The following is a 24,698-nucleotide window of genomic DNA, read 5'->3' as shown; positions in this document are numbered from 1 at the left end:
GATGAACATAATACGCAATATCATTTTAGTAACAGTGATAACAGGAGTGCTTTCCTGTACAAGCCAGACTACCATGGAAAAATATGAATGGATACCTTCGGTGTCTGCACCGAAGAATTACCCTATGGAGGTATATAAAGGAACTTTTTATTACGGGGATGACTCCTCGGTACGTATTCCCGCCGGGCATACCCTGGGGGCTAAAAACGGACAGGACTGGGGAATGCCCGGGCCGTCACATTACTCGGATGATGATAAAAGGGAAATTCCCGGTTCTTTTGATATCACCTGGTTATCTTATCGCGAAAACAAGTTTTATACGGGACGTTTTAAACTTCCGGAAGAAAAGATTGCAAAATTGTTCAGGGAAGGTTTTGAAGACCGGACGGGAAAGAAGAAGACTTACGATGTTATTAATGTGGGAATGGCTCCCGGAGGAAAAGTTGCCGTATGGATGGCAGGAAGCGGGAAAAAGGTTGAAATAGACTGGTTCCGGGCTAAAGACACAGTGATAACAAAAGAAGAGTTTATGCCGGATTCCGAAGTGTCTTTAGAGGAGCACATCCGAAGTACAATAGAAGAAGATGTGAAAGATGCCGTTCGGAAAGAACCGGTTCCCCTGGAACGATGGGACACGTACAGAAAGCGTTACCAATGGCATTCGGAAATGGTATTTTCCGGACAGGATGAAACCGTCTCCGAGATACTCATAACTTATTATAACGGGGAAGACCTGTTTACTACGGGAAATAATCCGGAGATTGTATCTTATGAAGAAAGAGCACTGCCAAACCATATCCTGGTAACCTGGCAGAACAATAAAGGTGACCGCTACAGGATGAAAGCCTATTTTGACGAAGGAGAGATATTTGAAGCCTTTAAAAAAGCTTTTGCGGAAAATAAAGAAGAACGGGTACAATTGGTGATCCGGGTGGAAGAAGGAAATACCGGTGCCCGACTGTTTCTGAAGGGAGAACAGGAAGAAATTCCGATAAAAAAGGCAGATGTAAAAGTATACCCGGTTTCCGGATAAACAACAACGTCCCATGAACCTGACCGAATCCAGAGAAACTTCTTATGTGCTCCGACTCCATACGGAGCCGGGAATACGCGGTTATGAGGCCTGGATAAAAACCCGGATCAAAAAGGGAGAACATTCCTTCTTTTCCGGAATAAAAACAGCGTATTCCCTGGAATGCAAAGGCTATTTTAATACGGAAATGCTGCGGTACCGGTTGAAATGTGAAAAACAAACCCCTGTAGATTCCAGGGGATTCCCCGTTAAAAAGGTCTCAAAAGCTATGCAGATAGCTTTGCAACTGGCCAGCGTTAATAATGACCTCACTTTTCAGGTAAGTCCCGGATTGAAGATATTGCGTTTGGAAAATACTGCTGAGGTCAGGGAAAAATGGAACAGGATAAAGCCGGACCTGGAGAAACGTTACCCGGACCTGAAGGAGTATATAGCCGATTATGAATGGCAATTAAAGGAGGACAATATACAACGGTGTTATACGGAAGATACTTTTTACCGTTTTTTGTTCCCGGACATATTCGACAAAGCACATTCGGAATATTTCACCACGAACCGGGAATTTGTTCTTCACGATGCTGTTGAAGGACTTTCGTTACCTGTTTTATGGCAGGGAAAACTAAAGGATTTTTACCGTATTCTGGATACCGGGAAACTGGAATTCCGGGGAAAGTTACAGACGGACCATCCGAAATTCCCGGGAAAAAAGCTGAACCTTCTGGTCGGTAGCCTGGCGGATGAAGGAAGTCAGCATGCATTGTCGTTTGACTATTCCGGGCATTACGACCTTAAACCGAAGTCCGGGAGGATAGAAGGAGGAGAAGTGAAAACCCTGGTGACCATAGGGGACATTTACAGAAAAGAAACCGAAACCCGTTTAAAACTATTGAGAGATGAGCGATAAGATCTATGTATGTGACGGAGCAGTATTACAATGTGATCAGGGCTTTACTCCTGCCGAACTCAAGGTGACCGAAAACCGTAAAATATGGGTGCAGGGAAAACTCAAGGCTACAGATATGGACAGGCAGGTACCCAAAACCTTCGGAAAGTGCAAATTGAAGCCTACTAACAGTGATTATCTGCCATGTGTGCCTGCATTGCAAAAATGGACAAAGACCAGTAAAAAAACTACTCTGGGCAAAAACAAAAAGTTCCTGTTTCACGATTCCGAATGTATGTGCAGCACGGGAGGAAAAATTACCATTACCGATCCGTTGCAGGTAGACAGTGCCGGAAGCGTAGCAGAAGAATTTATACAAATAGCCCGGATGCTTCCGGGAGCAATATTAGGTGCTGACCATGCACCTAAAGTGGTGGAGAGTTACTGGATGGATGAGGAGGCTTCCCGAAAAATAAAGAATTCAGAGTACGGGGAGAATGCCTGTTTTTTCGTGCGCACGGAAAATATAGACACCGGAGAAGTCCTGGAGATAGAAATGACAGATAAAGAGAGACAGGACTTAGACGATGGACGGCAACAAATAATTTATTCCGGGATAGTACAGGCGGATGGTACCGCAGAATTACAATCTATAAGCATAAATAAGATCTGGCAACAAACTGAAAAAGAAACATAACAATGGCAAGGACTTTGGTAATAAATAAAATAAGGGCCGGAGGACGGGAATTTGTAGTTAATGAAGAGTTGCAAATATCATCGACACTTAAGAAGTTCCTGGTTCATTTTAGGCGACCAAGGAATTATCAGGGAGAATATGGTTTTGATTGGTTAAGGGATGAATATATTTATCCTATAAAGAAGGTTACTAATGATAATAATGGCTATCCTATAAATGCACCTACTCCACTATGTTTGAATCCTTCTGCTCTTAAAGAAGAGTATAGTAAAACAGATATTGTTAATCCAATTTCCCCTTATGGTGTGGAATATTATCCGGCATGGCTAGCTATTTTTCCTCATACTACTACATCTCAGTTTGCCCATGGGTCACGTATGCACCGTAATGGAGTTAACTTAGATCTTGAAATTGAAGAATTGGAATCATTAACGAGTGATGATACAGAAATTATATTCGAATCAGGAAATACTAATCTCATTGTCTTTCCGGAGAAAATTGCGTTAAAGAATCTAATAAGTGTTAAACAAACAAAAAAACTTGGAGGTAATAATATAAGAGACTTTTATCTGGCAGAGAAGGCAATAAACATAAAATCACAAAATGCATCTTTAAATGAGCATGTGGAAATAAAAGTATTTGCAAAGTTAGGAAAGCAAAAGGAAGAAGTGGGAAAGCTAATGGTTTATAAAAATAATATCATACCAAAAGCAGAAATCGTTGCGGTTAATGTAATTACCGAAAATTCAAAAGCCAGTCTAAGAAATGATTATCAATTCCTGTTCAAAAACCAATCTTTTAATCAGGCATTGATAAGAGCCGAAGTTAAAGTAGATACTCATTTTGATATAAAAAGTTTACCCATTTCAGATCAAGATGTAATTGCTTTTAAAAATAACTACTTAAATACTTCTTCCAATATTGGGGTGGGAAGATCTGACTCATTTAAAAAAGATTTGATTACTCTGTATGAAAAATTCGGGAAACATTCTCCTGCCAATAACTCTAGGATAGACAGTAATGTAAATAAACGTACTTATTTGTTTTACACAACCATAAGGGCTCAGGATAATATTCCTGGTGGAGGATGGCAGAGAATTCAGGGAACTTGTTCTGCCGAGAACAATTATGATTCCAACGGCAATTTAACAGGTATAATCTGGGGGAATGCTTATGTGATTTATGCCACAGCACTTCAGGAAAAAAGAACCGTATTACATGAAGCAGCACATTCTTTTTCTCTAACTCATACATTTCAGGAAGGAACTATAAAAGCCCCTCATATATTTTATAAAGGTTTTACAGATAATATAATGGATTATGTAAATCAAGTAGGGGTTTCTACTCGAAATCCTTTTGAAACCAACGATAAAATGAATTCGTTTTTCAAATGGCAATGGAATATCATGCGCAAAGATAGAAGTCTGATTTTTAATTATTGAAATATGCAATATTACATCACTTTAATTTTTTTTCTGGCCGGATCTTGTTTTCAGATGAATAAAACTGATAATACAGATGCCGTGATTGTACAAAAGAAGGTGACAAAAATTACTTGTTATCTAATTACCCTGGAAGGAGAATATAAAATATATACTTTAGAAAAGGATTATATATATATCCCTTCCAAAAATCCACAAAAAATAACTTTAACACAGGAAAAAGCATGGGAAGTCCCGAAGGAAATTATGTCAACAGATAAGAAATATGGCTGTGGGACATGTACGGATCAAATAGACTATAAGTTTATTTTTGAAAGTAATGACACGAGTCAAACAGTCTGGGAAATAGATCCGGGATCCAGACCTGTTCCGGATTTTGATGATTATTTTGATATTTTAATTGAGATGTATAATGAAGTGGTAAATAATTAATTTTTTGGAATGTTACAAAATGTATTGAATAAATAGAAGAAAATATTTTGTGTCAAAAAGGACAAGTTGAAAAAACTAAAGGTATTCATATGTATTGTATTAAATCTGGGACTTGTTAAATGTAAATCTCAGAGTATTAATCATTCAGATCCGGATAAGACATACTTCTCTATAGAAACTGATAGTTTGCATTGTGGAGATAATAATTTTGTTTTTGTTACTCAATATATAAAGTTTATTCATCCTGATAGCGGTGTCAAGACCCAAGCTAATAAGAGTCTACACAATCTTTTAACAGATATATATGATGAAGACGAAGGAGAAAATATTAAGGAACTTAATAGAAAATGTTGTGCAAAGCCGGATTTATGTGATTTTAATATTCAGGAGTACCGGATTAGTTTTCAAAATAATAATGTAGCAAGTATTTGCTTTAGAAATTATATGTATGGATTTACTCCCGGAGATTTTAATCAGAGTATTAACTTTGATCTGAAAACCGGAGAAATATTAGAGATTAATGATATTTTTTCGAAGGAGGGAATATCTTATATTGTAGAAGATACGAATAGAGCAATAGAATCTGCTATTCGTGAGGAAAAGAAAACGATGACAGAGAATGAATTGGTGGATGTAGAGGACATATTTAATAATTATACAATGGATAAAGAATCTATTCGGAATTTTATCCTGTTGAAAGAAGATGGGCAATTATATATAAAGTTTTTGTTTTCCTTTAATGGAGCGGATTTTCAAAACCAGCTTTTACCCGTCATTGACTTAAAATATAATTTGAAAAAACTGAACTCTTATCTTAAAGAAGGTTTTTGGTAGCAGATAGGGTTGTGATAAGGCGATTTAAACTGGATACATTTGCCTTATTAAGTATTAACTTGACTGATGATAAAGATTTTATACATTATATTGTTCCTTTGTTTTCTTTCCTGTAACTCACAGGAAAAAGAACAAAAAGATCCAAAGATCGTAACACCGCAAGTATCATTAAACAAGCCCATAAAGGTGAGTTTTTACGAGTTTAACAACTCATCTCCAAAGAATTTTGAGATTGAAAAATACAATATTCTGGAGATGGATAATGATAGTGTTTATCTTGTAGAGGAAATATGGGAAAAAGGAGAACTGATGGAGAAAGGAATTTTAAAATCCTATGCAGCGTCAAATAATACATTCTTATCAAAAATTTTAAATTTAAAAGAGTCATTTAAAAAATCGGGCACTTATGGGGAAAATGATGGGGGGGGAATAAGTGTTAAAATCTTTACCACTAAAGACACTATTTATGGGAAATTAAGCAACTTAAAAAAAGAGGTACCAGATGATTTAGAAATGGTTTATAATAAATTTCAGGAGATCAAATTAAAAATAATACAAGCAGACTAAATGGAACTTATATTGAGAATGTCCGGATTGTCATACAACAGGCAAGAGTTCTATTACTTCCCAATCACCGCAATAGCCGCTATTTCAATCATCAGGTCTTCGTTTATTAACCGGGTAACTTCTACGGCCGTACTGGTAGGAGGCATTTCCGGATTTATATATCGATCCCTGACTTTCCGGAAGTCGGCCAGTCTGGAAATATCCGTAAAATAACAATCGATCTTAATGAGATTGTCCATGGTGCCGCCCGATTTTTCTACGAGGGATTTTATATTCCTGAAAACCTGATCGGTCTGTTTTTCAAAGTTGTCGATGCCTACAATTTTTCCCTCCTCATCAACCGCTATTTGCCCGGATAGGATAACCATTTTGGATGTTCCCATGTCTATTTCCACACTGTGAGAATATCCTCTTTCGGAAACATCGATAAACCTGGTTTTACTTTTTGGGGACGTACAAGCAAAAAGTAACATGGACAGAATGCATAGATATATTATTTTCATAATGTTGGGATAGAGATGTTTTTTGAGATTAACCATATATATGGTTTCGAAATTACAGATTAATATCTTTTCTCCCAAACACTAGATGAGAACTAAAGGGACAAATACCATGCGGTATCGATCCCTTTGATTCCTGCTAAGGCAATTGATAATTTTTCAAGGTAAACTGCTCGGTAAATCCCATTTTCATATAAAGGCCTTTTCCCATAGCGGAGGCTTGCAGGGCGGCATATTCGGCTCCGTGATCCAGGGCCCGGTTAAGCGCAAAGTTCATGATCTCTTCCGCGAAACCGTTTCTTCGCATTTCCGGAAGGATACCTACACCGTGTATGCCGGCTACTTTTCCCGTATAATGTATAATAGCCGTGCCTATTGGTCTGTTCTGGTAATAGGCGAGATAAAAATGGACTTTACCGGGCGTTGCTTCCCATATATCTTCTCCTATGCGATATCCGAAAGCGTTCGGGTATAATACGGCCCAGGTTCTGGCTTCGTAATTGTCGGAAACCGGGCGGATGTCCAGACGGTTTTGTTGGGGGAGGTGTTGGGTAAGAGGCATGGACATTCCTACCTGTTCAAAGGTTTTTGTAAAACCATGAGATTCCAGGAGCAGGGGAGTTTCACTTTGATAAATGTCCCAGTACGGTAACGTCAATTTTACAGAAGCAGATCGTATGATCCGGATTATGTCCTTAATGCTGCTTTCCGGAATGTCCCTGTTGGGCCATATGCGATTGGGCCAGTCGGAACCGGGAACAATGGCATAGTCAAAGTCTTGTTCATGATTATACATCCCGAAGGGAGTACTTACCGTTTTCCATAAAGAGGTCAGATTGTGTATGTTTTCCTGTGTTTTCATTTTTATTTCATGTTAATTAGTAAAATTCCTGCCATCATAGACAGGACTCCCAGAATTCTTTTTACCGTTATAGGCTCCGTAGGTAAATGTAACCATCCGAAATGCCCGGCTATAACGGCAAATATAAGCTGTCCGCACAGCCCGAGAGAGATCATCGTAGATACCCCGAGTTTGGGAATAGTATAGTAATACAAGCTGATTCCGACAACGGAAAACAGGCCTCCCGTAAACCATAGGTAAAAGGGAATATGCCTGATCATTTCCCTGTCCGGAAGTTTTTTCAGGCTGATTGCGGCTATAATCAATGCAAATACGGTATTGAAAAAAAACGCAATGACAGATGCCAGCAGGGGACTTTTTAACAAAACCCCGAGACGGGCATTATAACCTCCCTGGATAGCCAGAAAAATGCCCCCGATAAACGCCAGTGCGGATAAGTTTAACTGGTTCATTTAGCCGTGTATTAAAGTTCTACGAATAAGTCTTTCGGATGTTTCCGAACTTTTTTCTGGTACTGGGAACTATCTTCGGGTGACCTGTAACCGATAGTTACGGCAACGGAAGGACTAAGTCCCATGGCGGAAAGACCGAGAATCTGGTCGTATGCCTCCGGATCAAAACCTTCCATAGGGCATGCGTCAATCCTGAGTTCGGCACAGGCAGTGAGCAGATGGCCCAATACCAGATAGGTTTGCCTGGCGTTCCACTCTTTCTGTTCATGTAGGGGCTTTTCCAGCAATTTCTGTGTTACAAAGTCCCCGTACCCTTTCAGATCTTCCACTGCGACATCCTGTATTTCAGCCCGAAGCCTTATATATTCGTCTACGTGACCGGCATTTGCTTCCGTATAATGACATAAAACTATAAGATGAGAAGCATCGGTTACCTGGCTCTGGTTCCAGGAGGCCGGCAGGAGCTTTTTCCGGATTCCCGGTTCCGATATAATAAATGCCTTGTAAAGTTGCAAACCATAAGAAGTTGCGGATAACCGGATAGCTTCTCTTAATTTATTCAGATCCCCGGGAGAGATCTTCCTCGAAGGATCAAATTTTTTGGTAGCATAGCGCCACGTCAGATTTTCTGTTAATTGCATACCTTTTTTCTTTGTTCGTTAATCCTGGATTACTTGTGTTACCGGTAAACACTCATTGATGCATCGGGACAAAAGTAATTCCGGGAAATAAAGTATGCCTTTACATAGGTTGATTTCGGAATTTATTTTAATTTTTTTCGTATCCTGCTCAATTGCGTTGGAGTAATACCCAGGTGGGATGCAATATGTAATTTAGGGATGCGCCGGTCTATATCCGGATGTTTTTCCAGTAGTTTCACATAACGGTCGGTGGCATTTTCCATGACAAAGGATATTTCCCTTTGTTCCTTTTCTATGATCCAGTTTTTTTCGATATAAGCGATATAGAAATTTCGGATATCCTCTTTTTCCCGGATAAGTTTGCGGTAACCTTCATATTCGATGTCTAATAGTACGGAGTCTTCCAGGGCTTCAATGGTGAAGTAGGAGGGAGAATTTTGGAGCAGCGAAGCTTTGGAAGCTGAAAAATTCCCTTCCATAAAGAGATTTTTATTGTACACATTACCGTCCGGATCCGTAAAATATATTCGCATGGCGCCCTGGCAAATAAAATGAAGGTACCTTGCTATCTGCCCCTGGCGAAGTATTACTTCTCCTTTCTCTATATTCCGGCACCGGGTTATGGAATGTAACAAGGACCAGGAATCATCGCTTATGGAAGTGTAACGTTCCATTACGGTTCTCAATTGTTGCATATATTTATCCTGGTCTGTCATAAGGAGTGATCAGTATAACGAAGAACACAATATAGCCACCACAATGGCCGTCCCGAAACTGAGCAGGGTGCCGATGAGGATATACTCGGTGAGCTTTCGGTCTTTGGCTTGGGTGAGGTCGCTGAAACGGAATATGGATTTGGCTGCGATAAGAAATCCTACGCCTTCCCAATGCCCGCTAACGATAAAAATAAATACGAGCAATCGTTCCAGTATGCCGATGTATTTCCCGGCATTTTCCAGGGAATCGTCTTTTTCCATATCTGTTTTCGGCGTATAGACAGAGATGGTTATTTTAATGAGGATGGATGTCGGAAATGTGAGGAACAGTCCGCCTGTAAGTAGTAGCAATGATGTTTCGGACAGGGAAAACGAAGGGGCTTTACCCAGCATTAAACACCATACGATAAAGATGACCAGGAGATGTAACAACTGGTCTATGTAGAAAAGCAGCCTTTTGGTTTTTGGGGTCTGCAATAACAGTTTGCCCGCATCTATAAAAAAATGGGTAATGCCTATGATAAGCGGAGCATACCAGAATCTGGCATCCCATAAAAAAATAAGGGTAAGCATGGCGTGCAGGATAGCATGTATGTACAACTTTCCGGAAGCCAGCTTTTTTTCTTCTTTTTCCCGGACCCAGCGGTCGGTTTGCAATATAAAATCGCCGATGAGGTGTGCCAATAAGAGTTTTAGTAATAGTACCATAGGGCAGAAAGTTTTCAGTGTTCGGTTTTCGGGCTTTGGCAGGTGTGTAAAATATGATTTTGCTTTCGGGAATTACATAATTACCCGGGGGCGTGTTCTATGTAATCTACCTTAAGCCTGTACATACGGTCCAGGGCCATGATTTCGTCCAGATAAGCCCTTTTTTGCCGTTCGCTTACCGTGTTTTGTTTAATGTTTATAAGATCTCCGAGTTCCTGTTGGGAAATTTTCGGGTTGTCAATAGTTAGTTTTACAATTTCGGCGGAGTTTGTGGTCCAGTTATCCATAGCTATAAGCCCGAGGCGGAAATACAGGTTTAACTCCTCGTCTATAGTATGTATCCCGGTTTTTATAGCCAGGTTTTTCTTTTCTTTTTTTAAGGTTTCAAACAATTCCCCCGAAAAAATAAAAGCTCCCCCGTTGGATTCGGAGATCGTGGTCCCTTCGTGGGTTTTGTTTCCTATTCCGATAGCCATTCGTACATCGAGCCCTTTGATCTCTTTCAGACAGGCTTTGATGTAAACTGCTGTTTGAAAAGCGTTGTAATAATCCTGTATTTCTACCTGAAAACTATCGCCCCGGAATATTTCCCAGTATTTGGGCGCCACCGATACATGAGACAGCGTTTCCTTTAATACGGAAAGCCATTGTGCGTTAGAAAGAGCCTCGCGGGAATTGATGATATCTCCGGTTATAACACTGGTCATATAGCAAATATCTGTTAAAAAAGCGATATTTACAAATATCGCTTTTAAAAACGATTTATCTATTTATCGTCTTTTTAAACGATACTTAATTTTATCGTGTAATTAGACGATGTTTAATCAAAAAGGAAGAGACTAGTCAATGATATCTATTTTTATTTTATATTTTTTGGAGATATCTGCCGTGCTTGTAGTAAGGTGTACGGTAGATGCGTGGGCTTGTCTTTCTTTTCGCAGTTCCATACGTTTGATGCTTTTGTGAATACGGTGTAATTCTTTTTCCGAACGTATAATAAGGCCCGGGACATTTACATTTTTGCCGTTATCGTCCTTGGCTACCATAGTAAAATACGAAGAATTACAATGTTTTACGGCACCGGTTTGTATGTTTTCCGCCTCAACCCGTATACCTACTATCATGGAAGAATTCCCTGTAAAATTGATAGACGCTTTCATCGTTACCAGTTCTCCGACCTCTATGGGCTTGAGAAAATCTACCGTATCTACAGAAGCAGTTACACAGTAGGCCCCGGAGTGTTTGGAAGCACATGCAAAAGCGATCTGGTCCAGAAGGGAAAGAATGTATCCGCCGTGTATTTTACCACTGAAATTGGTGTGAGAGGGTAGCATCAGTTCCGAAATGGTGACTTCCGATTCTGCTACGGTCTTAAAAGTAATAGCCATATTTAGAATTTTCTTTGGTGCGGAGAAGGTTCTTCCACTACGTTGGTTACAAAATATTTGGTATCGCCAAGCCAGAAAAAGGTGGTCATACGTTCTACATAATCTACTTTAACGTAGCGCCCCTGGAGTTCTTTGAGGTCTTCTATTACCTCTTTATCCCCGGGCAACACGGAAAAGCTGAATATCTGCGCTCCGGATATTCCCTGGCTGATTTCGCCTTCCCAGGTCTTTACCATAACCCCTTTGTGGCTTATTTTAATCAATTCTCCCGAACGCACCCCTGTACTGTATGGTACAAAATAGATAAAGGCATAGTAAATGAGAAATAAAGCTACAACGGATAGCAGGATAATAATAGCGGCTTTTTTCATATACAGATAGATAAAGTTTTGTTGGTATTATTCGTCTTCCTCGTTTTCGCCGGCACGTCTTACAATAGCTTCGGGGAGTGATTTTTTGGCTTTGGCTCCCATTTTTTTCAGTTTTTCGATGCTGGTAATAATATTACCCCTGCCTTCAAAGAGTTTGTTCATAGCCCCTTTATACTCGGTTTTGGCCTCATCCATTTTTTTGCCTACTTTGGTCAGGTCCGTTACGAATCCTTCAAATTTATCGTAAAGGGCTCCTGCCTGCCTGGCTATATCTATGGCGTTGCGCTGTTGTTTTTCGTTATTCCACATGGTGTCTATGGTCCGCAATGTTGCGAGCAGAGTAGAAGGGGTGACAATGACGATGTTCTTGTCAAAAGCTTTATTGTATAGCGAATTGTCCTGGTTAATCGCGATGGCAAAAGCGGGTTCAATCGGAATGAACATAAGAACGAAATCCGGACTTTCCATTTCGTAGAGGTCTTCATATTTTTTTCCGGAAAGTTGCTCTATGTGTCGTTTTATAGAGTTGACATGTTCTTTCATAAAGAGCTCTTTTTGCTCTTCTTCCGCATTTACAAAACGTTCATAAGCGGTAAGGGATACCTTGGAGTCTATTACCATCTTCTTACCGTCCGGCAGGTGTATAATAACATCCGGGAGTACCCTGGAACCGTCTTCTTTGGTAAAACTCTGTTGTATTTCGTATTCACGTCCTTTTTCCAGGCCACTTTTTTCGAGTACGCGCTCCAGTACCAGTTCGCCCCAGTTCCCTTGCATTTTACTGTCCCCTTTCAGTGCCCTGGTAAGGTTTTCCGCTTCCTGGGTAATCTTCAGGTTCTGGCTTTGCAGGTTTAACAGTTGTTCTCTTAATGCCGAATGTATACTTATACTTTCTTTCTGGCTTTCTTCTACCTTTTTTTCGAAGAGCATGATCTTTTCCTGCAAGGGAGAGAGTATGTTTTTTATATTCTCTTTGTTTTGCTGGGTGAATTTATTACTTTTTTCATCCAGTATTTTATTTGCCAGGTTCTCGAATTCCCGGGTAAATTTTTCCTGGAGTTTTTCTACTTCTTCCTTCTGTTCCTCGTTCTTTTGCCGGAGGTTTTCCAGCTCCGCTTCCCTTCTGGCAAGTTGAAGGCCTGCAGCTTCTTTTTCACGTTGAATATCTGCCTTTTCCGCATGCAGTTTTTCCACATCGCCGCGTAGCCCGTTTATTGCCGATTGCAACTGGTTTTCCCTCTCGGCCCAGGTACTGGTGCGGGTTTTGGATTTTAGTCCCTGTATGTATATACCTGCAAAGACGCCCGCGACAACGGATATGGCAGCTATGATAAAGAGAAGGAGACTTTCAGTCATTTATATGGCTATTTTTTTGATAGGGTATTTATTTCCCAAAGATAGAATTTTTTAATTTACACCGTTAAGCCTGTTATGGCTTATTTAAAAAACAATATACTTGTTATTTTATACGGAAAGTCCCGGTGTTCCGGTCAAATTCAATAAGATCGGGTGGGAAGAGACGTTGAAAACTACCTTTTTCTATCAGTTGGCAGGGAGTGCCGAAATCTGCCCGGTTTTCTGTCATTACCAGCATTTTATCACACAATTGTATGGAGAGGTCAATTTCGTGTGAAGAATAAAGGATACTCTTCCGGGTCTGATGCGCCAGGTCTTTGAGAAGTTTGAGGATGTAAGTTTTGTGATAAACATCGAGGTGAGTGGTGGGCTCATCCAGGATAATTACCGAGGTGTCCTGTGCTATGGCCCTGGCTATCATGACTTTTTGCAGTTGTCCGTCACTCAGGGCATAACATTTCTGGTGTTGTATATTCTCCAGGTTGAGCAGTGCGATGGCTTCTTTTATTTTAAGGGAGTCCCTTTTGGTCAGGTTACCTATCCAGTTCGTATAGGGTTGCCTGCCCAGAGCTATGGTTTCGGCAATGGTAAGGTTCCTGGAAGGCAGCTGTTCGGTGAGTACCAGGCTTATTTTCCGTGCGAGTGCGGTATGGGTATACCGGTTTAAAGGCTTTTGTTCCAGGATTACGCTCCCCGAAAGGGCAGGTTGTATTCCGGAGAGGGTTCGTAACAGGGTAGATTTTCCTATACCGTTTGCACCTATAATCCCGGTAAGTTCCCCACGGTTCAGATTAAACGAGATATCCCGGGCTATTTCGGAAACCTGTTTTCCGGATGTGTAACCGACCGACAGGTTTTCTGCCCGGAGAACTGTGCTCTTAGCTTCGGATGTAATGTTTTCTGTCATGAGGACTTTCCTTATTCCTTCCGTTAAAAGATCATTTTTCGTTTGCGTACCAAAAGCCATACGACTACCGGTGCTCCGACAATAGAGGTAATGGCATTGATAGGTAGGGTATGTTCGTTGGCAGGCCACTGTGCTATGGCATCACATACCAGCATTAAAACCGCCCCGTAAAGAATAACAGCCGGTAATAATATGCGGTGATTGGTGGTATTAAAAACCTGCCGCGTAAGGTGTGGCACTGCAAGTCCTATAAATGCTATGGGCCCTGCAAAAGCAGTAATGCCCCCTGCCAGGATGCTGGTAGCCGCTATGATCAATAACCTGCTTCGCCGGATGTCGGTTCCCATACTTCTGGCATAATTCTCACCGAGTAAAAGGGAATTCAGGCTTTTGAGGGACAACACACTCATTACAATTCCGCTCAAGACCAGTACGGATAGTAATAAAAGTTCATTCCACCCGGTATTTCCCAGGCTTCCGAAAGACCAGAATATATATTGTTGCAGCTTTTCCGCGCTGCTGAAATAAGACAATACGCTCACCACCGCAGAGGTTATGCTGCCAAACATAAGCCCTATGATGAGTATGGCCATCGTATCCCTTACTTTTAAAGATACGGAGATTACGGCAAGAAGTACCAAAAAGCTTCCGGCAGTGGCGGCTATGGCAAAAGAAACGCTACTCAGAAAAAAGGAGATACCCAAGGTAGAGGCCCCCATGATAAGAAGTGCTACACCCAAACTGGCTCCGGAACTGATACCCAGCACAAATGGCCCGGCAAGGGGATTGCGGAACAGGGTTTGCATGAGAAGTCCGCTTACAGCCAGACCGGACCCCGTAAGTACAGCCATAATGGCCTTTGGCACCCTGTAATTTAAAATAATGTAATCCCATGCGTGTTTCTCCGTTTCTCCGTTGAACAATACGGATACGATCTGCCCGAAAGGAATACGGACCGATCCCAGGCTGATGTTTACAAGGAAACACAGAACAAGGAGTAAACCGAATAGTATAAAGGGGATCTTATATGATTTTTCCGGGTTCAAATTATTTACCTGTTTTATTCGTCCAGAGGTTTAAAAAAGAAAGGTTCGTATTCCGGAAGTTTCTCCGGGTGAAAGATGTGAATGAGGTCTTTGAGGATAATATCCGGGCGGTTAGGGCCTAACTCAAAATATAACATTCCCCCTCCGGCTCCCTTGGTTTTGCTGTAGGTATATATCGTTTTCTCCCGGAAAGGCTTAAACTCCCTGTAATGTGGGTTGGTTGCTTTGAGCTCTTCATATCCTGTAAACAGGGTAGGGGATATCCAGAAATCAGCTTCGGCGGCCTTGTCCAGGACACTTTCGAAATTAAGGAAGAGACTTCCTGTATCGTCCGTATCTTCCCAGAGATAATCTCCTCCGGCATCCTTTATGAATTGTGCGGCCCAGCTTTTCCCCCCGGGCAGTATCCACACGTCTTTATGCATGGCGCCGCTTAGTACAGTGGGTTTTTCCTTAATGTCCCCGGCCAGTTTTTTGGCATGGAGATATTCGTTTTCGATATGGGTGAAAATACTGTCTGCTCGGGATTCTTTACCGAAGAAAGGGGCGAAGAATTTGATCCATTCGGCTTTTCCGAGTGGGGATTCTTCTACCCAGTCCCCGTTAAAAGCTACCGGAATCCCGGATTTTTTTATGGTTTCGTAGGCTTTGTTGCCACCGTTGAGAGCAAAACCTACAACTACATCGGGCTGTAAGTTTATAAGTACTTCCGTATTGATACTTTCGTTATTTCCCAGTTCCTTTATGCGGCCGTTGTCCACATTTTTCCGGGTCTTTTCGGATGATATGTACCGGGTAGCCGGGAATCCGGTCAGAAGGTCTTCCGTGCCAAGTGCTTCCAGGGCAGGAATATGTGTTGTGGAAGTTACCACGATGCTTTGCACAGGGATTTCTACCCGTACATCATAATCTATGCTATCCGGAACAGATTTACCTTTTTCCGTGAGTATATAGGTGAAACTTTCGCTGGAATCCGGCCAGGGAGCGGTTACTTTTATCCGGGTATAGGTGTCAAAGCGGGTAATCTGGAACCCCTTGGCGTAGTTCACCCGGATTTCCGTACCCTCTTTGCCGGAAATCTGTGGTTTTTCCCTTTTACAGGCAAACAGGCAGAGGGATAACAGGACAGTTATAGTAAAGGTTCGAATCATACTTCAAAAGTAAGATAAATTATGCAATGCGTATAATTGTGGTGATGCCCGATAGTTCCGAAGCGGAAGGGGGAAAATGCAAAAGGGAATCAAAAATTATGTATATGCAACTAAGAAAATAGGATTTTACGCACCACTTTCAGGATAGGAAGGAAGAGTTAAAACAGGTCTCCGGGAAAATTATCTTTGCTAAGTTAACCCTTTGTTAAATCTTCTATAGACACTCCGAATGTTTGTGTATTTTAGCACGAAAGTTTCTAATTAACTAAAATAATCACTTAAACCACAAACGAAATGATGAAACATTTAATGGAAAAAGTCCTGGTGGTTATTGCTTTCTTCTCTATCAGTGCATATGCACAGGAAGCCGATGACAATAACCAGGGGCTGTTTGACGAATTTATGTATAACCGGGGCAATACTTATCGCTCTGCTTCCGGTGTCCCCGGCCCGGAATACTGGCAGAATGGTGCCGATTATAAAATTGAAGCGGAACTGGACGATGAGGCCGATTATCTGAAAGGAAAGATCACCATCACATATCACAACAACAGTCCGCAGCCTTTGGATTTCATCTGGCTTCAGATGGATCAGAACCGTTTTACGGAGGATTCCAGAGGAACTTTAACCACCCCTATCGAAGGAAACAGGTATTCCGGAGATGTAGACGGCGGATATAAAGTATCGGGTGTAACTGCTAAAGCGGGACGCAGGGGAAAAGCGTCTTCCGAATATATCATCACGGATACCCGTATGCAGGTGTTCTTTAACGAACCTGTTCCTGCAAAAGGGGGAGAAGCTACCATATCTATGAACTTCGAGTTCAAAATACCGGAAAAAGGTATGGACAGAATGGGGCGTCTTAATATGAATAAAGGTGTTGTGTATTCCCTGGCACAATGGTACCCCAGGGTTGCCGTTTTTGACGATATCAAGGGATGGAATGTGGAACCTTATCTCGGTGCTGGTGAATTTTACCTGGAATACGGAGATTTCGATTATAAAGTTACCGTTCCTTACGACCATATCGTAGTAGGGTCCGGAGAGTTGGTGAACGCCGGCGATGTGCTGACCAAAGAACAGCAGAACCGGATGAAAAAGGCTTCGGAAAGCGATGAAACCGTATATATTGTTACTCCGGATGAAGTGGGAAACACTTCAGCTACCCGGCCAAAACAAGATGGCAAGATTACCTGGCATTTTAAAATGAAAAATACCAGGGACATTGCTTTTGCAAGTTCGAAAGCATTTATATGGGATGCGGCACGTATCAATCTGCCCAGCGGAAAAAAAGCGATGGCACAATCCGTATATACCGATGAGAGCGATGGCGAGATGGCCTGGACACGTTCTACGGAATATACCAAAGCTTCTATTGAGCACTATTCCAAAATGTGGCATGAGTATCCTTATCCTGTGGCTGTAAATGTTGCTTCTAACGTAGGAGGTATGGAATACCCCGGAATTGTTTTCTGTGGATACAAGGCAAAAACCGCCGGGTTATGGGGAGTTACCGATCACGAATTCGGTCATATCTGGTTCCCGATGATCGTAGGTAGCAACGAAAGACGTTACGCATGGATGGATGAAGGATTCAATACCTTTATCAACCACTACAGTACGGAAGCTTTTAATAACGGTGAATATCCTTCAAGGTTAGAAGCCAGAAGGTTGGTTGGCTGGCTTACGGATAAAAGCCGGGAGAGTATCTCTACCTATCCGGATGTTGCACAAAGTCATAACCTGGGTATGATAGCATATTACAAACCGGCCATAGGGCTAAAAATGCTCCGGGAATATATTTTGGGACACGAGCGTTTTGACAATGCTTTCCGGGCATATATCAAAGCATGGGCATACAAGCACCCGCAACCGTCAGACTTTTTTAATATTATGGAAAATGTTGCCGGAGAAAACCTGAACTGGTTCTGGAAAGGCTGGTTTTACGGTAATGACAACATAGACCTTTCATTGGATGGTGTTCGCCAGATAGACGGAGGATATCTCCTTAACTTCGGTAACAGGGGAGACCTGCCGATGCCAGTAGTTTATGAAGTTACTTATGCTGACGGAAGTAAGGAAAGAAAAACACTTCCTGTTGAAGTATGGCAACGTGGAGCAGCATGGACTCACCTGCTGAAAGTGGATAAGGAAATAAAGAAAATAGAGATAGATCCGGATAAGGAACTTCCGGATGTAAATATCTCCAACAATAGCTGGCCGTCCGAATTTTAACCGGATAGCAAGCAGGTAAAGAAAAAACCGCGGGTCATTTAAAAGATCCCGCGGTTTTTTTATATTGTTTTTTGTGATTTAGTTTTCGTTTTCTTCTCCTTCCTGCTCATCCGGCCATTCGAAAAAACTAAATATGCAATTCCCGTATTTCTTTTCAAAGCTGAAATAAGGCAGATGTTCCATTTTTGTAAATTTGGAGTGTTCCACGATAAGAAAACCACCTTCTTCCAGTAGGTCGTTAGCAAAGACGAGCTCCGGTATCCGGGCGAATTCTTCCGGGGCCATTTCGTAAGGAGGGTCAGCAAAAACGATATCCGTTTTGGTACGTACCTTGTCCAGAAAACGGAATACATCACTTCTAACGGCACGTATGGGGAGATCCAGCTCCCGGGATGTTTTCTGTATAAACTGCACACAACCCGGATGGGCATCTACACTGGAAACGGCCTGACATCCGCGGCTGGCAAATTCATAACTGATATTGCCCGTGCCCGAAAAAAGGTCGAGAACAGTTATTTCCTGCAGGTAAAAGCGATTTTCAAGAATATTGAAAAGTGCTTCTTTTGCAAAGTCCGTTGTGGGACGGACAGGTAGTTTTTTCGGGGCCATTAACCGTTTCCCCTTATATTTTCCTGAGATAATGCGCATTTTTAAAAAGAATTTACGGAGATAAACTCCTTGTGGGGCTCCAGAAGTTCTATTCCTCCCGCCAGGTGATAACGACAATGGTTATTCCCGAAGTGTACGTTTCTTATATAGGTGTATGCTATAGTGTACAAGGCATCACCTTCATGAATTTCACCGAGGAGGTAGAGCGGAAATTCATCCGGATTGAGTTCCAGTTGCTCGGCGGTGAACAGGATGTAATAGATAAAATCCTCTTTGTTAGTGTATGTAAATGTATTGTATAATAATAATTTTCCGTCCCTGAGCACCACAATTTCAAAATGTTCTTTCTCCACATGAACATACATGCTTGTGCCCTTTCCGGAATTATTCTGCAATAGGGTTTCTGTGAGGATGCTGGAAAAATGACGGTATTCGAATTCTCCGAAACGGTCAAAAATATAGTTATTGATGTTTACAAACGGAATGTAAACATTGATTAGTCCCAAAGAACCGATGTCGTCATACGTAATAAAATCGGTCTCAAATATCTTTACATCGAATTTCAGATATTCGGAAAGATTTTTATCACTGAAAAGGGGTTTCGGAACAAATGTTGACAGGTTATTGTTGTGAATGACATATACCTTTTTAAAAGGTTGTTCCAGTATTTCCAGTTCCCCGAACAACTTTTCCGTTTCCTTGAGCATTGCCTGGGGAGTTGTTACTTCTGCGAAAGGATGGTGTTCCAGTGAAAAAATGGTTTTACTGAGACCGTCCAGTATACAAAAAGAAAGTCCACTCAAGCTTACCTGAATGGACAATTCGTTATAATTAGTTGTAGTATATGTACTAATCTCTCTTTTTTGAATCATAAATCATTGGCCAGTTACCCGTTGTTTTTACCTCGTTCATGGAACCTACGATTATTTCCGGTCCGTTTACATCATCTACGGAGATAACTTGTTTTTCTCTGGCTACAAGATCTTTAGGTTGGTCGTGGAGTATGACATCCTTGTCTACTTTTGCCTCGAAAACGGAAGCCTGGAATCCACTTCTGCTGATAGTCCCTGCTTTCATGGCAAACTTCTCGTTGTTAGGAGCATAAGGTATATCCATCAGGGTTTTATAGCGATCGGAATTTTTGAACAGCGAATCTTTTACTGCGACAAAACCTAAGGTGTCGATAATTTTTGCCTCTTTTGGCATATCAATTCTATATACCGGATCGTACTCTACCCAACTGGTATCTCTTTGTTGTATAATTGCAAACTCGGCTGTGTCTATAAACTTAATCAGACCATTGAAATCCTTGGCGAATTTACCTGTAACGGCACGGTATGCTTCCTGGGCGTCCCTGATTTCCTTTAGTTTGTTGATAACCTTGGCATAGCGCTCTTTCTTCACTTTGTCAAATTCAATAGGGTCGTTAACAGACCTGTAAATTTTGTAGGCGAAGAAAATACTCAGGAGCCATAAAGCAATTTGTATCGCTGTTTTCATTTTAATCTTTTTGATTTTAGTTTAAAGAGGTTTTACGCAAAACTACAATTTTTTTTTATTCAGAAAAGTTTTTCCCCTTAAAAATGAGTTCGACCTTCCAAAGTTGGAGATTATCTGGTAAAGATGCAAAAATCATTCCTTTTTTCTGCCTTTTTCTGAAAATGTATTTAAAAGAGTTCGGGTATCTGCGATCTGGTTAATCGTAAATCTATTTGTACTTTTGACGGAAGAAGCGATTTTTATGAATGCACCTTTGTTTTACAGAACCATAATAAAAACATTTCCACATACACCTACCCTGAAACAGGAAATGGCACTCCAGCAGTTGTCAGAGTATATTTTTTCGGTAGCGGACGATAAAATATTTCTTTTAAAAGGATATGCCGGAACCGGAAAGACAACGATTATAGGAGCATTGGTAGATAACATGCGTGGCAATTTCAAAAAAACCGTTCTGCTTGCACCGACGGGACGTGCCGCGAAGGTAATTACTTCGTATGCGGGAACCACGGCCTTTACCATTCACAAGAAGATATATTTCCCGAAAAAGGAAAAAGGCGGCGGGGTTAAGTTTGTGCTACAGCCCAATAAACACCGGGATACCTTATTTATTGTTGACGAAGCTTCTATGATACCCGATCTGCCCGGAGATTCCAAATTGTTTGAAAACGGCTCTCTTCTGGATGACCTTATGCAGTACGTTTATTCCGGGCATAACTGTAAACTGATGCTTATAGGAGATACGGCACAGTTACCCCCGGTTAACCTGGATATAAGCCCTGCTCTGGACGAAAATACACTCTCCCTGCATTACAATAAAGAGGTGTACAAAGTAGAATTGGATGAAGTGGTCCGGCAACAACTGAATTCCGGAATATTGTACAATGCCACGAATATACGGGAATGCCTTGCCGGAGACAGTGTTTTTGATTTCAGGTTCGAACTGGACGATTTTAAGGACATAATACGGCTTACCGACGGCTATGAAATACAAAACGCCATAGACGAAGCATATGGTAAGAACGGGAAGGAAGAAACCGCTATTATAGTAAGGTCCAATAAGAGGGCTAACCTGTATAACCAGCAGATCCGGAACAGGATACTGTTTCTCGACAACGAACTGGCAACAGGAGATTATCTCATGGTTGTCAAAAACAATTATTTTTGGGTGAAAGCCACGAGCGAAGCGGGTTTTATAGCTAACGGGGATATTATAGAAGTGCTGGAGATATTCGGTATTAAAGAACTTTACGGGTTTAAGTTTGCCGAGGTAAAGGTCCGTATGGTCGACTACCCCGACATGCCTCCGCTGGAAACCGTATTGCTGCTCGATACTATCCACGCGGAAACTCCGTCATTGCCTTATGAAGATTCCAACAGGCTTTATCAGGAGGTCATGCAGGATTATGAAGAAGAAACATCCAAGTATAAGAAATTCCTGAAAGTAAAGAACAACAAATATTTCAACGCTCTACAGGTTAAATTTTCCTATGCCATTACCTGTCACAAAAGCCAGGGAGGGCAATGGGATACCGTTTTTATAGAACAGCCTTATCTTCCGGACGGCATTAACCGGGATTACCTGCGGTGGTTATACACGGCAGTGACCCGTGCAAAGAACAAACTCTATCTCATAGGTTTTAAAGATGATTTTTTTATAGAAGGATGATTTCTTATTTTTGGAAATAAGGTAAAACAAGTACGCATGATAACAACCGAAACCATTATTAGTATATTTCTGGGGATAGGACTTGCAGCCAGTGTAGGCTTTCGTGTTTTTTTACCTTTACTGGTGTTGAGCTTTGCTTCCTATTTTGGTATGTGGGAGCTCAATGAAAGCTGGCAATGGCTCGGAGGGCTTCCCGCGCTTATTATATTAAGTGTGGCGGTTATTGCTGAAGTTTTTGCATACTACATTCCCTGGGTAGATAATTTACTGGACGGTATAGCCCTTCCCCTGGCCGGTCTTGCAGGTACGTTAGCAGTAGTATCCACCACAGCAGGCCTGGATCCGGCTATGACCTGGACCATAGCACTGATCGGGGGAGGAGGAACTGCCACGGCTATTAAAGGAGCATCTTCTGCCACACGGCTTACATCTTCCGTAACTACTGCAGGGCTTGGCAACCCGATAATTTCTACCATAGAAACCATAATTTCCGCAATCCTGTCGGCCATTTCCATATTTCTTCCCATGGTAGCTGTAATATTCGTTATTGTAATTCTGTTTATAGTATTCCGTTTTTACCGGAGAATACGTCCCGGAAGACGGAGATAGGCAGGTGTCCGTTTTGATGTTCGTCCGTTTTCTGACTGCGAAAAAACATATGGTAATAATTTTCCCGGCTAACTGGAAATAATTATTTTTGATCTTTGAATTTAAAAGTCCCGGCAGAGGATATATCCGTTCTTTTTTATAAGAGTATATGACAAAAAATTAATTTCGATAACTCCTCGATTTGTACCCCTTCCCGATAGAGTCATCGGGACTAAAGAAAGCCTGATTTTCCAGGAAACCAGGTGAAAATAATTTTTGTCATATATTAAACCGTTCTTTGTTAAACGGTTGCTAAAAGAAAGACATGTTAAAAAAAATCTTTCGGGGCAAAGCCAGGTAATGAATAAGGGTATTAAAACTTCGGATTTTCCTGCTTTAGGCATAGAAACTCCGTTTTATTCGACAATTAGTATATGAAGATCATAGCAATGATACCGGCCCGCTACGCAGCTACCCGTTTTCCGGGGAAGCTGATGCAGGACCTCAATGGAAAACCCGTAATCCTGCGAACCTATCAGGCAACGGTGGAAACCGGACTTTTCGATGATGTTTTTGTGGTTACGGACAGTGATATTATTTATCAGGAAATTACCGGTAACGGAGGAAAAGCCATAATGAGTATACGAGAGCACGAATGTGGAAGTGACAGGATCGCGGAAGCAGTTGAAGGACTGGATGTGGATATCGTAGTTAACGTGCAGGGAGACGAGCCTTTTACCGAGAGAGAGAGCCTTGGTAAAGTTATAGAAGTCTTCCGCGAAGATCCGGAGAAAGAAATAGACCTGGCGTCTCTCATGACAGAGATCAAAGACTGGGATGAGATAAGCAATCCCAATATCGTAAAGGTAATTGTAGACCACCGCAGTTTTGCACTTTACTTCTCACGTTCCCCCATACCATATCCCAGGGCAAAAGAAGTGGGGGCCAGGTATTTTAAACACAAAGGTGTCTATGCTTTCCGGAAAAGTGCCATTATGGACTTTTACCGCCTGCCCATGTTGCCACTTGAAGCTTCCGAAAAGATAGAAGCGATACGTTACCTGGAATACGGGAAAAAAATAAAAATGGTAGAAACCGGAGTAGAAGGAATAGAAATAGATACTCCCGAAGATCTGGAAAGAGCAAAAAAAGTATGGAAGTAAATTACCGTGACGTTAAAGTAATTGGTTTTGATGCGGACGATACCCTATGGGTAAATGAAACATATTTCCGGGAAGCCGAACAGAAGTTTGCCCGGCTGTTGTCGCATTACGAGACAGAGAATAAAATAGACCAGGAACTGTTTAAAATGGAGATAGAAAATCTCCATCTGTACGGGTACGGTGTTAAGGGCTTTGTGCTTTCCATGATAGAAAGCGCTATAGATCTTTCCAACGGAAAAATAACCGCCGCAACCATATCGAAAATTCTGCATCTGGGTAAAGAGATGATCTCAAAACCCGTGGAATTACTGGATGGAGTGGAAGAAGTACTTCATGTACTCCACGATAAATACAGGCTTATAGTACTTACCAAAGGAGATCTTCTCGATCAGGAGCGAAAAATGGAACGGTCCGGACTTTCGGAATACTTTCATCACATAGAAGTGCTCAGCGACAAAAAAGAAGAAAATTACCGGAATTTGCTGGAGCACCTGGAAGTAAAAACCGAAGAATTTCTTATGATCGGAAATTCTTTAAAATCGGATGTATTACCTCTGGTGAACATAGGGGCACATGCGGTTCACGTACCTTTTCATACTACCTGGGTACACGAAACCGTAAAAGAGAGTGAAAATAACGGAGGGTATAAGACTCTTAACAACATTAAAGAAATATTGAACTTTTTGTAGTGTTTAGAAAATCGGAGAAGATAAACCGGAAGCGGAAAGAACACTTTCGGTTTTTTTGTCTCGATTGCGAAGAAGATACTGCCTGTTTTCCGGAAAAGACTATAAAGAAATAGAACAAGGTGTGCAATACCGAGGGGTTTAAACCGTCCGAAAGGGGATGATATTATCCATTATCCGGTGATCTCTCGGGTACGGTTTACCTCTTTATCATATGCAGGAAGTTTTAGGTTAAAAGATACCGCCCCCTAAAATACCTTTC

General features: G+C 41.5%; 28 protein-coding genes. 12 read left to right on the top strand and 16 right to left on the bottom strand.

The features are described 5' to 3' along the window. Window position 1: 1 nt before the first annotated feature. The 7 genes from ACVBDU_RS05075 (at window position 2) to ACVBDU_RS05045 (ending at window position 5,888) form a co-directional block, all read left to right on the top strand. The gene (locus tag ACVBDU_RS05075) at window positions 2-1,033 is read left to right on the top strand and encodes a DUF2931 family protein (protein WP_447178678.1); all 1,032 of its coding nucleotides are present in this window, start codon (window positions 2-4) and stop codon (window positions 1,031-1,033) included. A gap of 13 nt (window positions 1,034-1,046) precedes the next feature. Continuing rightward, window positions 1,047-1,937, top strand: coding sequence for a hypothetical protein (locus tag ACVBDU_RS05070; protein WP_447178677.1), 891 nt, complete (start codon window positions 1,047-1,049; stop codon window positions 1,935-1,937). Beyond that, window positions 1,927-2,613 (top strand): DUF4280 domain-containing protein, encoded by a 687-nt coding sequence (locus ACVBDU_RS05065; protein WP_447178676.1) that lies wholly within the window; start codon window positions 1,927-1,929, stop codon window positions 2,611-2,613. The genes ACVBDU_RS05070 and ACVBDU_RS05065 overlap by 11 nt, the downstream gene beginning before the upstream one ends. Before the next feature lie 2 nt (window positions 2,614-2,615). After that, window positions 2,616-4,055, top strand: a complete 1,440-nt coding sequence (locus ACVBDU_RS05060; protein ID WP_447178675.1) for a hypothetical protein — start codon at window positions 2,616-2,618, stop codon at window positions 4,053-4,055. Window positions 4,056-4,109: 54 nt separating this feature from the next. Continuing rightward, window positions 4,110-4,487 (top strand): hypothetical protein, encoded by a 378-nt coding sequence (locus tag ACVBDU_RS05055; RefSeq protein WP_148044314.1) that lies wholly within the window; start codon window positions 4,110-4,112, stop codon window positions 4,485-4,487. 66 nt (window positions 4,488-4,553) lie between these two features. Beyond that, on the top strand, window positions 4,554-5,321 hold the full coding sequence (locus ACVBDU_RS05050; protein WP_447178674.1) for a hypothetical protein: 768 nt from the start codon (window positions 4,554-4,556) through the stop codon (window positions 5,319-5,321). Between the two features lie 66 nt (window positions 5,322-5,387). Further along, a complete protein-coding gene (locus ACVBDU_RS05045) occupies window positions 5,388-5,888 on the top strand; it encodes a hypothetical protein (RefSeq protein ID WP_447178673.1) in 501 nt (166 codons plus the stop codon). A 53-nt stretch (window positions 5,889-5,941) separates the two neighbouring features. Here ACVBDU_RS05045 and ACVBDU_RS05040 read toward each other — a convergent pair whose 3' ends face one another. The 13 genes from ACVBDU_RS05040 to ACVBDU_RS04980 all read right to left on the bottom strand — a co-directional run bounded on the left by ACVBDU_RS05040 (window position 5,942) and on the right by ACVBDU_RS04980 (window position 15,986). Beyond that, window positions 5,942-6,391, bottom strand: a complete 450-nt coding sequence (locus tag ACVBDU_RS05040) for a RidA family protein (protein ID WP_447178672.1) — start codon at window positions 6,389-6,391, stop codon at window positions 5,942-5,944. Window positions 6,392-6,527: 136 nt separating this feature from the next. Further along, window positions 6,528-7,250, bottom strand: coding sequence for a GNAT family N-acetyltransferase (locus ACVBDU_RS05035; protein ID WP_447178671.1), 723 nt, complete (start codon window positions 7,248-7,250; stop codon window positions 6,528-6,530). Between the two features lie 2 nt (window positions 7,251-7,252). Further along, window positions 7,253-7,702, bottom strand: coding sequence for a DMT family transporter (locus ACVBDU_RS05030; RefSeq protein ID WP_447178670.1), 450 nt, complete (start codon window positions 7,700-7,702; stop codon window positions 7,253-7,255). Window positions 7,703-7,713: 11 nt separating this feature from the next. Further along, window positions 7,714-8,343 carry an NAD(P)H-dependent oxidoreductase gene (locus tag ACVBDU_RS05025; protein ID WP_447178669.1) on the bottom strand — a complete coding sequence of 210 codons (630 nt, stop codon included), beginning with the start codon at window positions 8,341-8,343 and terminating at the stop codon, window positions 7,714-7,716. 122 nt (window positions 8,344-8,465) lie between these two features. Further along, complete coding sequence (locus ACVBDU_RS05020) at window positions 8,466-9,038, bottom strand: Crp/Fnr family transcriptional regulator (protein WP_447178668.1); 573 nt, start codon at window positions 9,036-9,038, stop codon at window positions 8,466-8,468. A gap of 30 nt (window positions 9,039-9,068) precedes the next feature. Continuing rightward, window positions 9,069-9,767: a DUF3307 domain-containing protein gene (locus ACVBDU_RS05015; protein ID WP_447178667.1), complete on the bottom strand. Its 699-nt coding sequence runs from the start codon at window positions 9,765-9,767 to the stop codon at window positions 9,069-9,071. An 80-nt stretch (window positions 9,768-9,847) separates the two neighbouring features. After that, window positions 9,848-10,474 carry a transcriptional regulator gene (locus ACVBDU_RS05010; RefSeq protein WP_447178666.1) on the bottom strand — a complete coding sequence of 209 codons (627 nt, stop codon included), beginning with the start codon at window positions 10,472-10,474 and terminating at the stop codon, window positions 9,848-9,850. A gap of 132 nt (window positions 10,475-10,606) precedes the next feature. Continuing rightward, window positions 10,607-11,155 (bottom strand): acyl-CoA thioesterase, encoded by a 549-nt coding sequence (locus ACVBDU_RS05005; RefSeq protein WP_447178665.1) that lies wholly within the window; start codon window positions 11,153-11,155, stop codon window positions 10,607-10,609. 2 nt (window positions 11,156-11,157) lie between these two features. Continuing rightward, window positions 11,158-11,526 carry a 6-phosphogluconate dehydrogenase gene (locus ACVBDU_RS05000; RefSeq protein WP_447178664.1) on the bottom strand — a complete coding sequence of 123 codons (369 nt, stop codon included), beginning with the start codon at window positions 11,524-11,526 and terminating at the stop codon, window positions 11,158-11,160. A gap of 27 nt (window positions 11,527-11,553) precedes the next feature. Next, entirely contained in the window at window positions 11,554-12,882 is a 1,329-nt protein-coding gene (locus ACVBDU_RS04995; RefSeq protein WP_447178663.1) for a DNA recombination protein RmuC, read from the bottom strand. 103 nt (window positions 12,883-12,985) lie between these two features. Beyond that, window positions 12,986-13,789: an ABC transporter ATP-binding protein gene (locus ACVBDU_RS04990; RefSeq protein ID WP_447178662.1), complete on the bottom strand. Its 804-nt coding sequence runs from the start codon at window positions 13,787-13,789 to the stop codon at window positions 12,986-12,988. Window positions 13,790-13,812: 23 nt separating this feature from the next. Next, on the bottom strand, window positions 13,813-14,835 hold the full coding sequence (locus tag ACVBDU_RS04985; RefSeq protein WP_447178661.1) for a FecCD family ABC transporter permease: 1,023 nt from the start codon (window positions 14,833-14,835) through the stop codon (window positions 13,813-13,815). 14 nt (window positions 14,836-14,849) lie between these two features. After that, on the bottom strand, window positions 14,850-15,986 hold the full coding sequence (locus ACVBDU_RS04980) for an ABC transporter substrate-binding protein (protein WP_447178660.1): 1,137 nt from the start codon (window positions 15,984-15,986) through the stop codon (window positions 14,850-14,852). Between the two features lie 297 nt (window positions 15,987-16,283). On the opposite strand from ACVBDU_RS04980, the gene ACVBDU_RS04975 reads away from it, so the two are divergent. Continuing rightward, complete coding sequence (locus ACVBDU_RS04975) at window positions 16,284-18,221, top strand: M1 family metallopeptidase (protein ID WP_447178893.1); 1,938 nt, start codon at window positions 16,284-16,286, stop codon at window positions 18,219-18,221. 78 nt (window positions 18,222-18,299) lie between these two features. Here the strand turns inward: ACVBDU_RS04975 and ACVBDU_RS04970 are convergent, their stop codons facing one another. Genes ACVBDU_RS04970 through ACVBDU_RS04960 form a run of 3 tightly spaced genes read right to left on the bottom strand, consistent with a single transcriptional unit; the run spans window position 18,300 to window position 20,330 of the window. Further along, a complete protein-coding gene (locus tag ACVBDU_RS04970) occupies window positions 18,300-18,869 on the bottom strand; it encodes an RsmD family RNA methyltransferase (RefSeq protein ID WP_447178659.1) in 570 nt (189 codons plus the stop codon). Between the two features lie 2 nt (window positions 18,870-18,871). Beyond that, window positions 18,872-19,702 carry a DUF3822 family protein gene (locus ACVBDU_RS04965; RefSeq protein ID WP_447178658.1) on the bottom strand — a complete coding sequence of 277 codons (831 nt, stop codon included), beginning with the start codon at window positions 19,700-19,702 and terminating at the stop codon, window positions 18,872-18,874. Beyond that, on the bottom strand, window positions 19,680-20,330 hold the full coding sequence (locus ACVBDU_RS04960) for a hypothetical protein (RefSeq protein WP_447178657.1): 651 nt from the start codon (window positions 20,328-20,330) through the stop codon (window positions 19,680-19,682). Before ACVBDU_RS04960 ends, ACVBDU_RS04965 begins: the two co-directional genes overlap by 23 nt. A 241-nt stretch (window positions 20,331-20,571) precedes the next feature. Here ACVBDU_RS04960 and ACVBDU_RS04955 point away from each other — a divergent pair, with 241 nt between their 5' ends. The 4 genes from ACVBDU_RS04955 to ACVBDU_RS04940 all read left to right on the top strand — a co-directional run bounded on the left by ACVBDU_RS04955 (window position 20,572) and on the right by ACVBDU_RS04940 (window position 24,439). Further along, window positions 20,572-21,999, top strand: a complete 1,428-nt coding sequence (locus ACVBDU_RS04955) for an ATP-dependent DNA helicase (RefSeq protein WP_447178656.1) — start codon at window positions 20,572-20,574, stop codon at window positions 21,997-21,999. A gap of 39 nt (window positions 22,000-22,038) precedes the next feature. After that, window positions 22,039-22,608: a DUF4126 domain-containing protein gene (locus ACVBDU_RS04950; protein WP_447178892.1), complete on the top strand. Its 570-nt coding sequence runs from the start codon at window positions 22,039-22,041 to the stop codon at window positions 22,606-22,608. Window positions 22,609-23,021: 413 nt separating this feature from the next. Continuing rightward, window positions 23,022-23,750 carry a 3-deoxy-manno-octulosonate cytidylyltransferase gene (gene kdsB / locus ACVBDU_RS04945; RefSeq protein WP_447178655.1) on the top strand — a complete coding sequence of 243 codons (729 nt, stop codon included), beginning with the start codon at window positions 23,022-23,024 and terminating at the stop codon, window positions 23,748-23,750. Continuing rightward, window positions 23,741-24,439 (top strand): HAD family hydrolase, encoded by a 699-nt coding sequence (locus tag ACVBDU_RS04940; protein ID WP_447178654.1) that lies wholly within the window; start codon window positions 23,741-23,743, stop codon window positions 24,437-24,439. Before kdsB ends, ACVBDU_RS04940 begins: the two co-directional genes overlap by 10 nt. The last annotated feature ends 259 nt before the right edge of the window (window positions 24,440-24,698 follow it).

Source organism: Sinomicrobium endophyticum, assembly GCF_052983315.1.
This window is presented reverse-complemented; position numbering and strand designations above follow the sequence as displayed.

What these genes read in the sequence shown, in the direction of transcription:
- kdsB (WP_447178655.1), top strand. Translation starts at nt 23,022, where the DNA reads ATGAAGATCATAGCAATGATACCGGCCCGCTACGCAGCTACCCGTTTT.
- ACVBDU_RS05045 (WP_447178673.1), top strand. Translation starts at nt 5,388, where the DNA reads ATGATAAAGATTTTATACATTATATTGTTCCTTTGTTTTCTTTCCTGT.
- ACVBDU_RS05005 (WP_447178665.1), bottom strand. Translation starts at nt 11,155, where the DNA reads ATGGCTATTACTTTTAAGACCGTAGCAGAATCGGAAGTCACCATTTCG.
- ACVBDU_RS05070 (WP_447178677.1), top strand. Translation starts at nt 1,047, where the DNA reads ATGAACCTGACCGAATCCAGAGAAACTTCTTATGTGCTCCGACTCCAT.
- ACVBDU_RS05055 (WP_148044314.1), top strand. Translation starts at nt 4,110, where the DNA reads ATGAATAAAACTGATAATACAGATGCCGTGATTGTACAAAAGAAGGTG.
- ACVBDU_RS05040 (WP_447178672.1), bottom strand. Translation starts at nt 6,391, where the DNA reads ATGAAAATAATATATCTATGCATTCTGTCCATGTTACTTTTTGCTTGT.
- ACVBDU_RS04960 (WP_447178657.1), bottom strand. Translation starts at nt 20,330, where the DNA reads ATGAAAACAGCGATACAAATTGCTTTATGGCTCCTGAGTATTTTCTTC.
- ACVBDU_RS04995 (WP_447178663.1), bottom strand. Translation starts at nt 12,882, where the DNA reads ATGACTGAAAGTCTCCTTCTCTTTATCATAGCTGCCATATCCGTTGTC.
- ACVBDU_RS05020 (WP_447178668.1), bottom strand. Translation starts at nt 9,038, where the DNA reads ATGCAACAATTGAGAACCGTAATGGAACGTTACACTTCCATAAGCGAT.
- ACVBDU_RS04940 (WP_447178654.1), top strand. Translation starts at nt 23,741, where the DNA reads ATGGAAGTAAATTACCGTGACGTTAAAGTAATTGGTTTTGATGCGGAC.
- ACVBDU_RS05010 (WP_447178666.1), bottom strand. Translation starts at nt 10,474, where the DNA reads ATGACCAGTGTTATAACCGGAGATATCATCAATTCCCGCGAGGCTCTT.
- ACVBDU_RS05065 (WP_447178676.1), top strand. Translation starts at nt 1,927, where the DNA reads ATGAGCGATAAGATCTATGTATGTGACGGAGCAGTATTACAATGTGAT.
- ACVBDU_RS05060 (WP_447178675.1), top strand. Translation starts at nt 2,616, where the DNA reads ATGGCAAGGACTTTGGTAATAAATAAAATAAGGGCCGGAGGACGGGAA.
- ACVBDU_RS04990 (WP_447178662.1), bottom strand. Translation starts at nt 13,789, where the DNA reads ATGACAGAAAACATTACATCCGAAGCTAAGAGCACAGTTCTCCGGGCA.
- ACVBDU_RS05015 (WP_447178667.1), bottom strand. Translation starts at nt 9,767, where the DNA reads ATGGTACTATTACTAAAACTCTTATTGGCACACCTCATCGGCGATTTT.
- ACVBDU_RS04965 (WP_447178658.1), bottom strand. Translation starts at nt 19,702, where the DNA reads ATGATTCAAAAAAGAGAGATTAGTACATATACTACAACTAATTATAAC.
- ACVBDU_RS05075 (WP_447178678.1), top strand. Translation starts at nt 2, where the DNA reads ATGAACATAATACGCAATATCATTTTAGTAACAGTGATAACAGGAGTG.
- ACVBDU_RS04970 (WP_447178659.1), bottom strand. Translation starts at nt 18,869, where the DNA reads ATGCGCATTATCTCAGGAAAATATAAGGGGAAACGGTTAATGGCCCCG.
- ACVBDU_RS05025 (WP_447178669.1), bottom strand. Translation starts at nt 8,343, where the DNA reads ATGCAATTAACAGAAAATCTGACGTGGCGCTATGCTACCAAAAAATTT.
- ACVBDU_RS04955 (WP_447178656.1), top strand. Translation starts at nt 20,572, where the DNA reads ATGAATGCACCTTTGTTTTACAGAACCATAATAAAAACATTTCCACAT.
- ACVBDU_RS05035 (WP_447178671.1), bottom strand. Translation starts at nt 7,250, where the DNA reads ATGAAAACACAGGAAAACATACACAATCTGACCTCTTTATGGAAAACG.
- ACVBDU_RS05030 (WP_447178670.1), bottom strand. Translation starts at nt 7,702, where the DNA reads ATGAACCAGTTAAACTTATCCGCACTGGCGTTTATCGGGGGCATTTTT.
- ACVBDU_RS04975 (WP_447178893.1), top strand. Translation starts at nt 16,284, where the DNA reads ATGAAACATTTAATGGAAAAAGTCCTGGTGGTTATTGCTTTCTTCTCT.
- ACVBDU_RS04980 (WP_447178660.1), bottom strand. Translation starts at nt 15,986, where the DNA reads ATGATTCGAACCTTTACTATAACTGTCCTGTTATCCCTCTGCCTGTTT.
- ACVBDU_RS05000 (WP_447178664.1), bottom strand. Translation starts at nt 11,526, where the DNA reads ATGAAAAAAGCCGCTATTATTATCCTGCTATCCGTTGTAGCTTTATTT.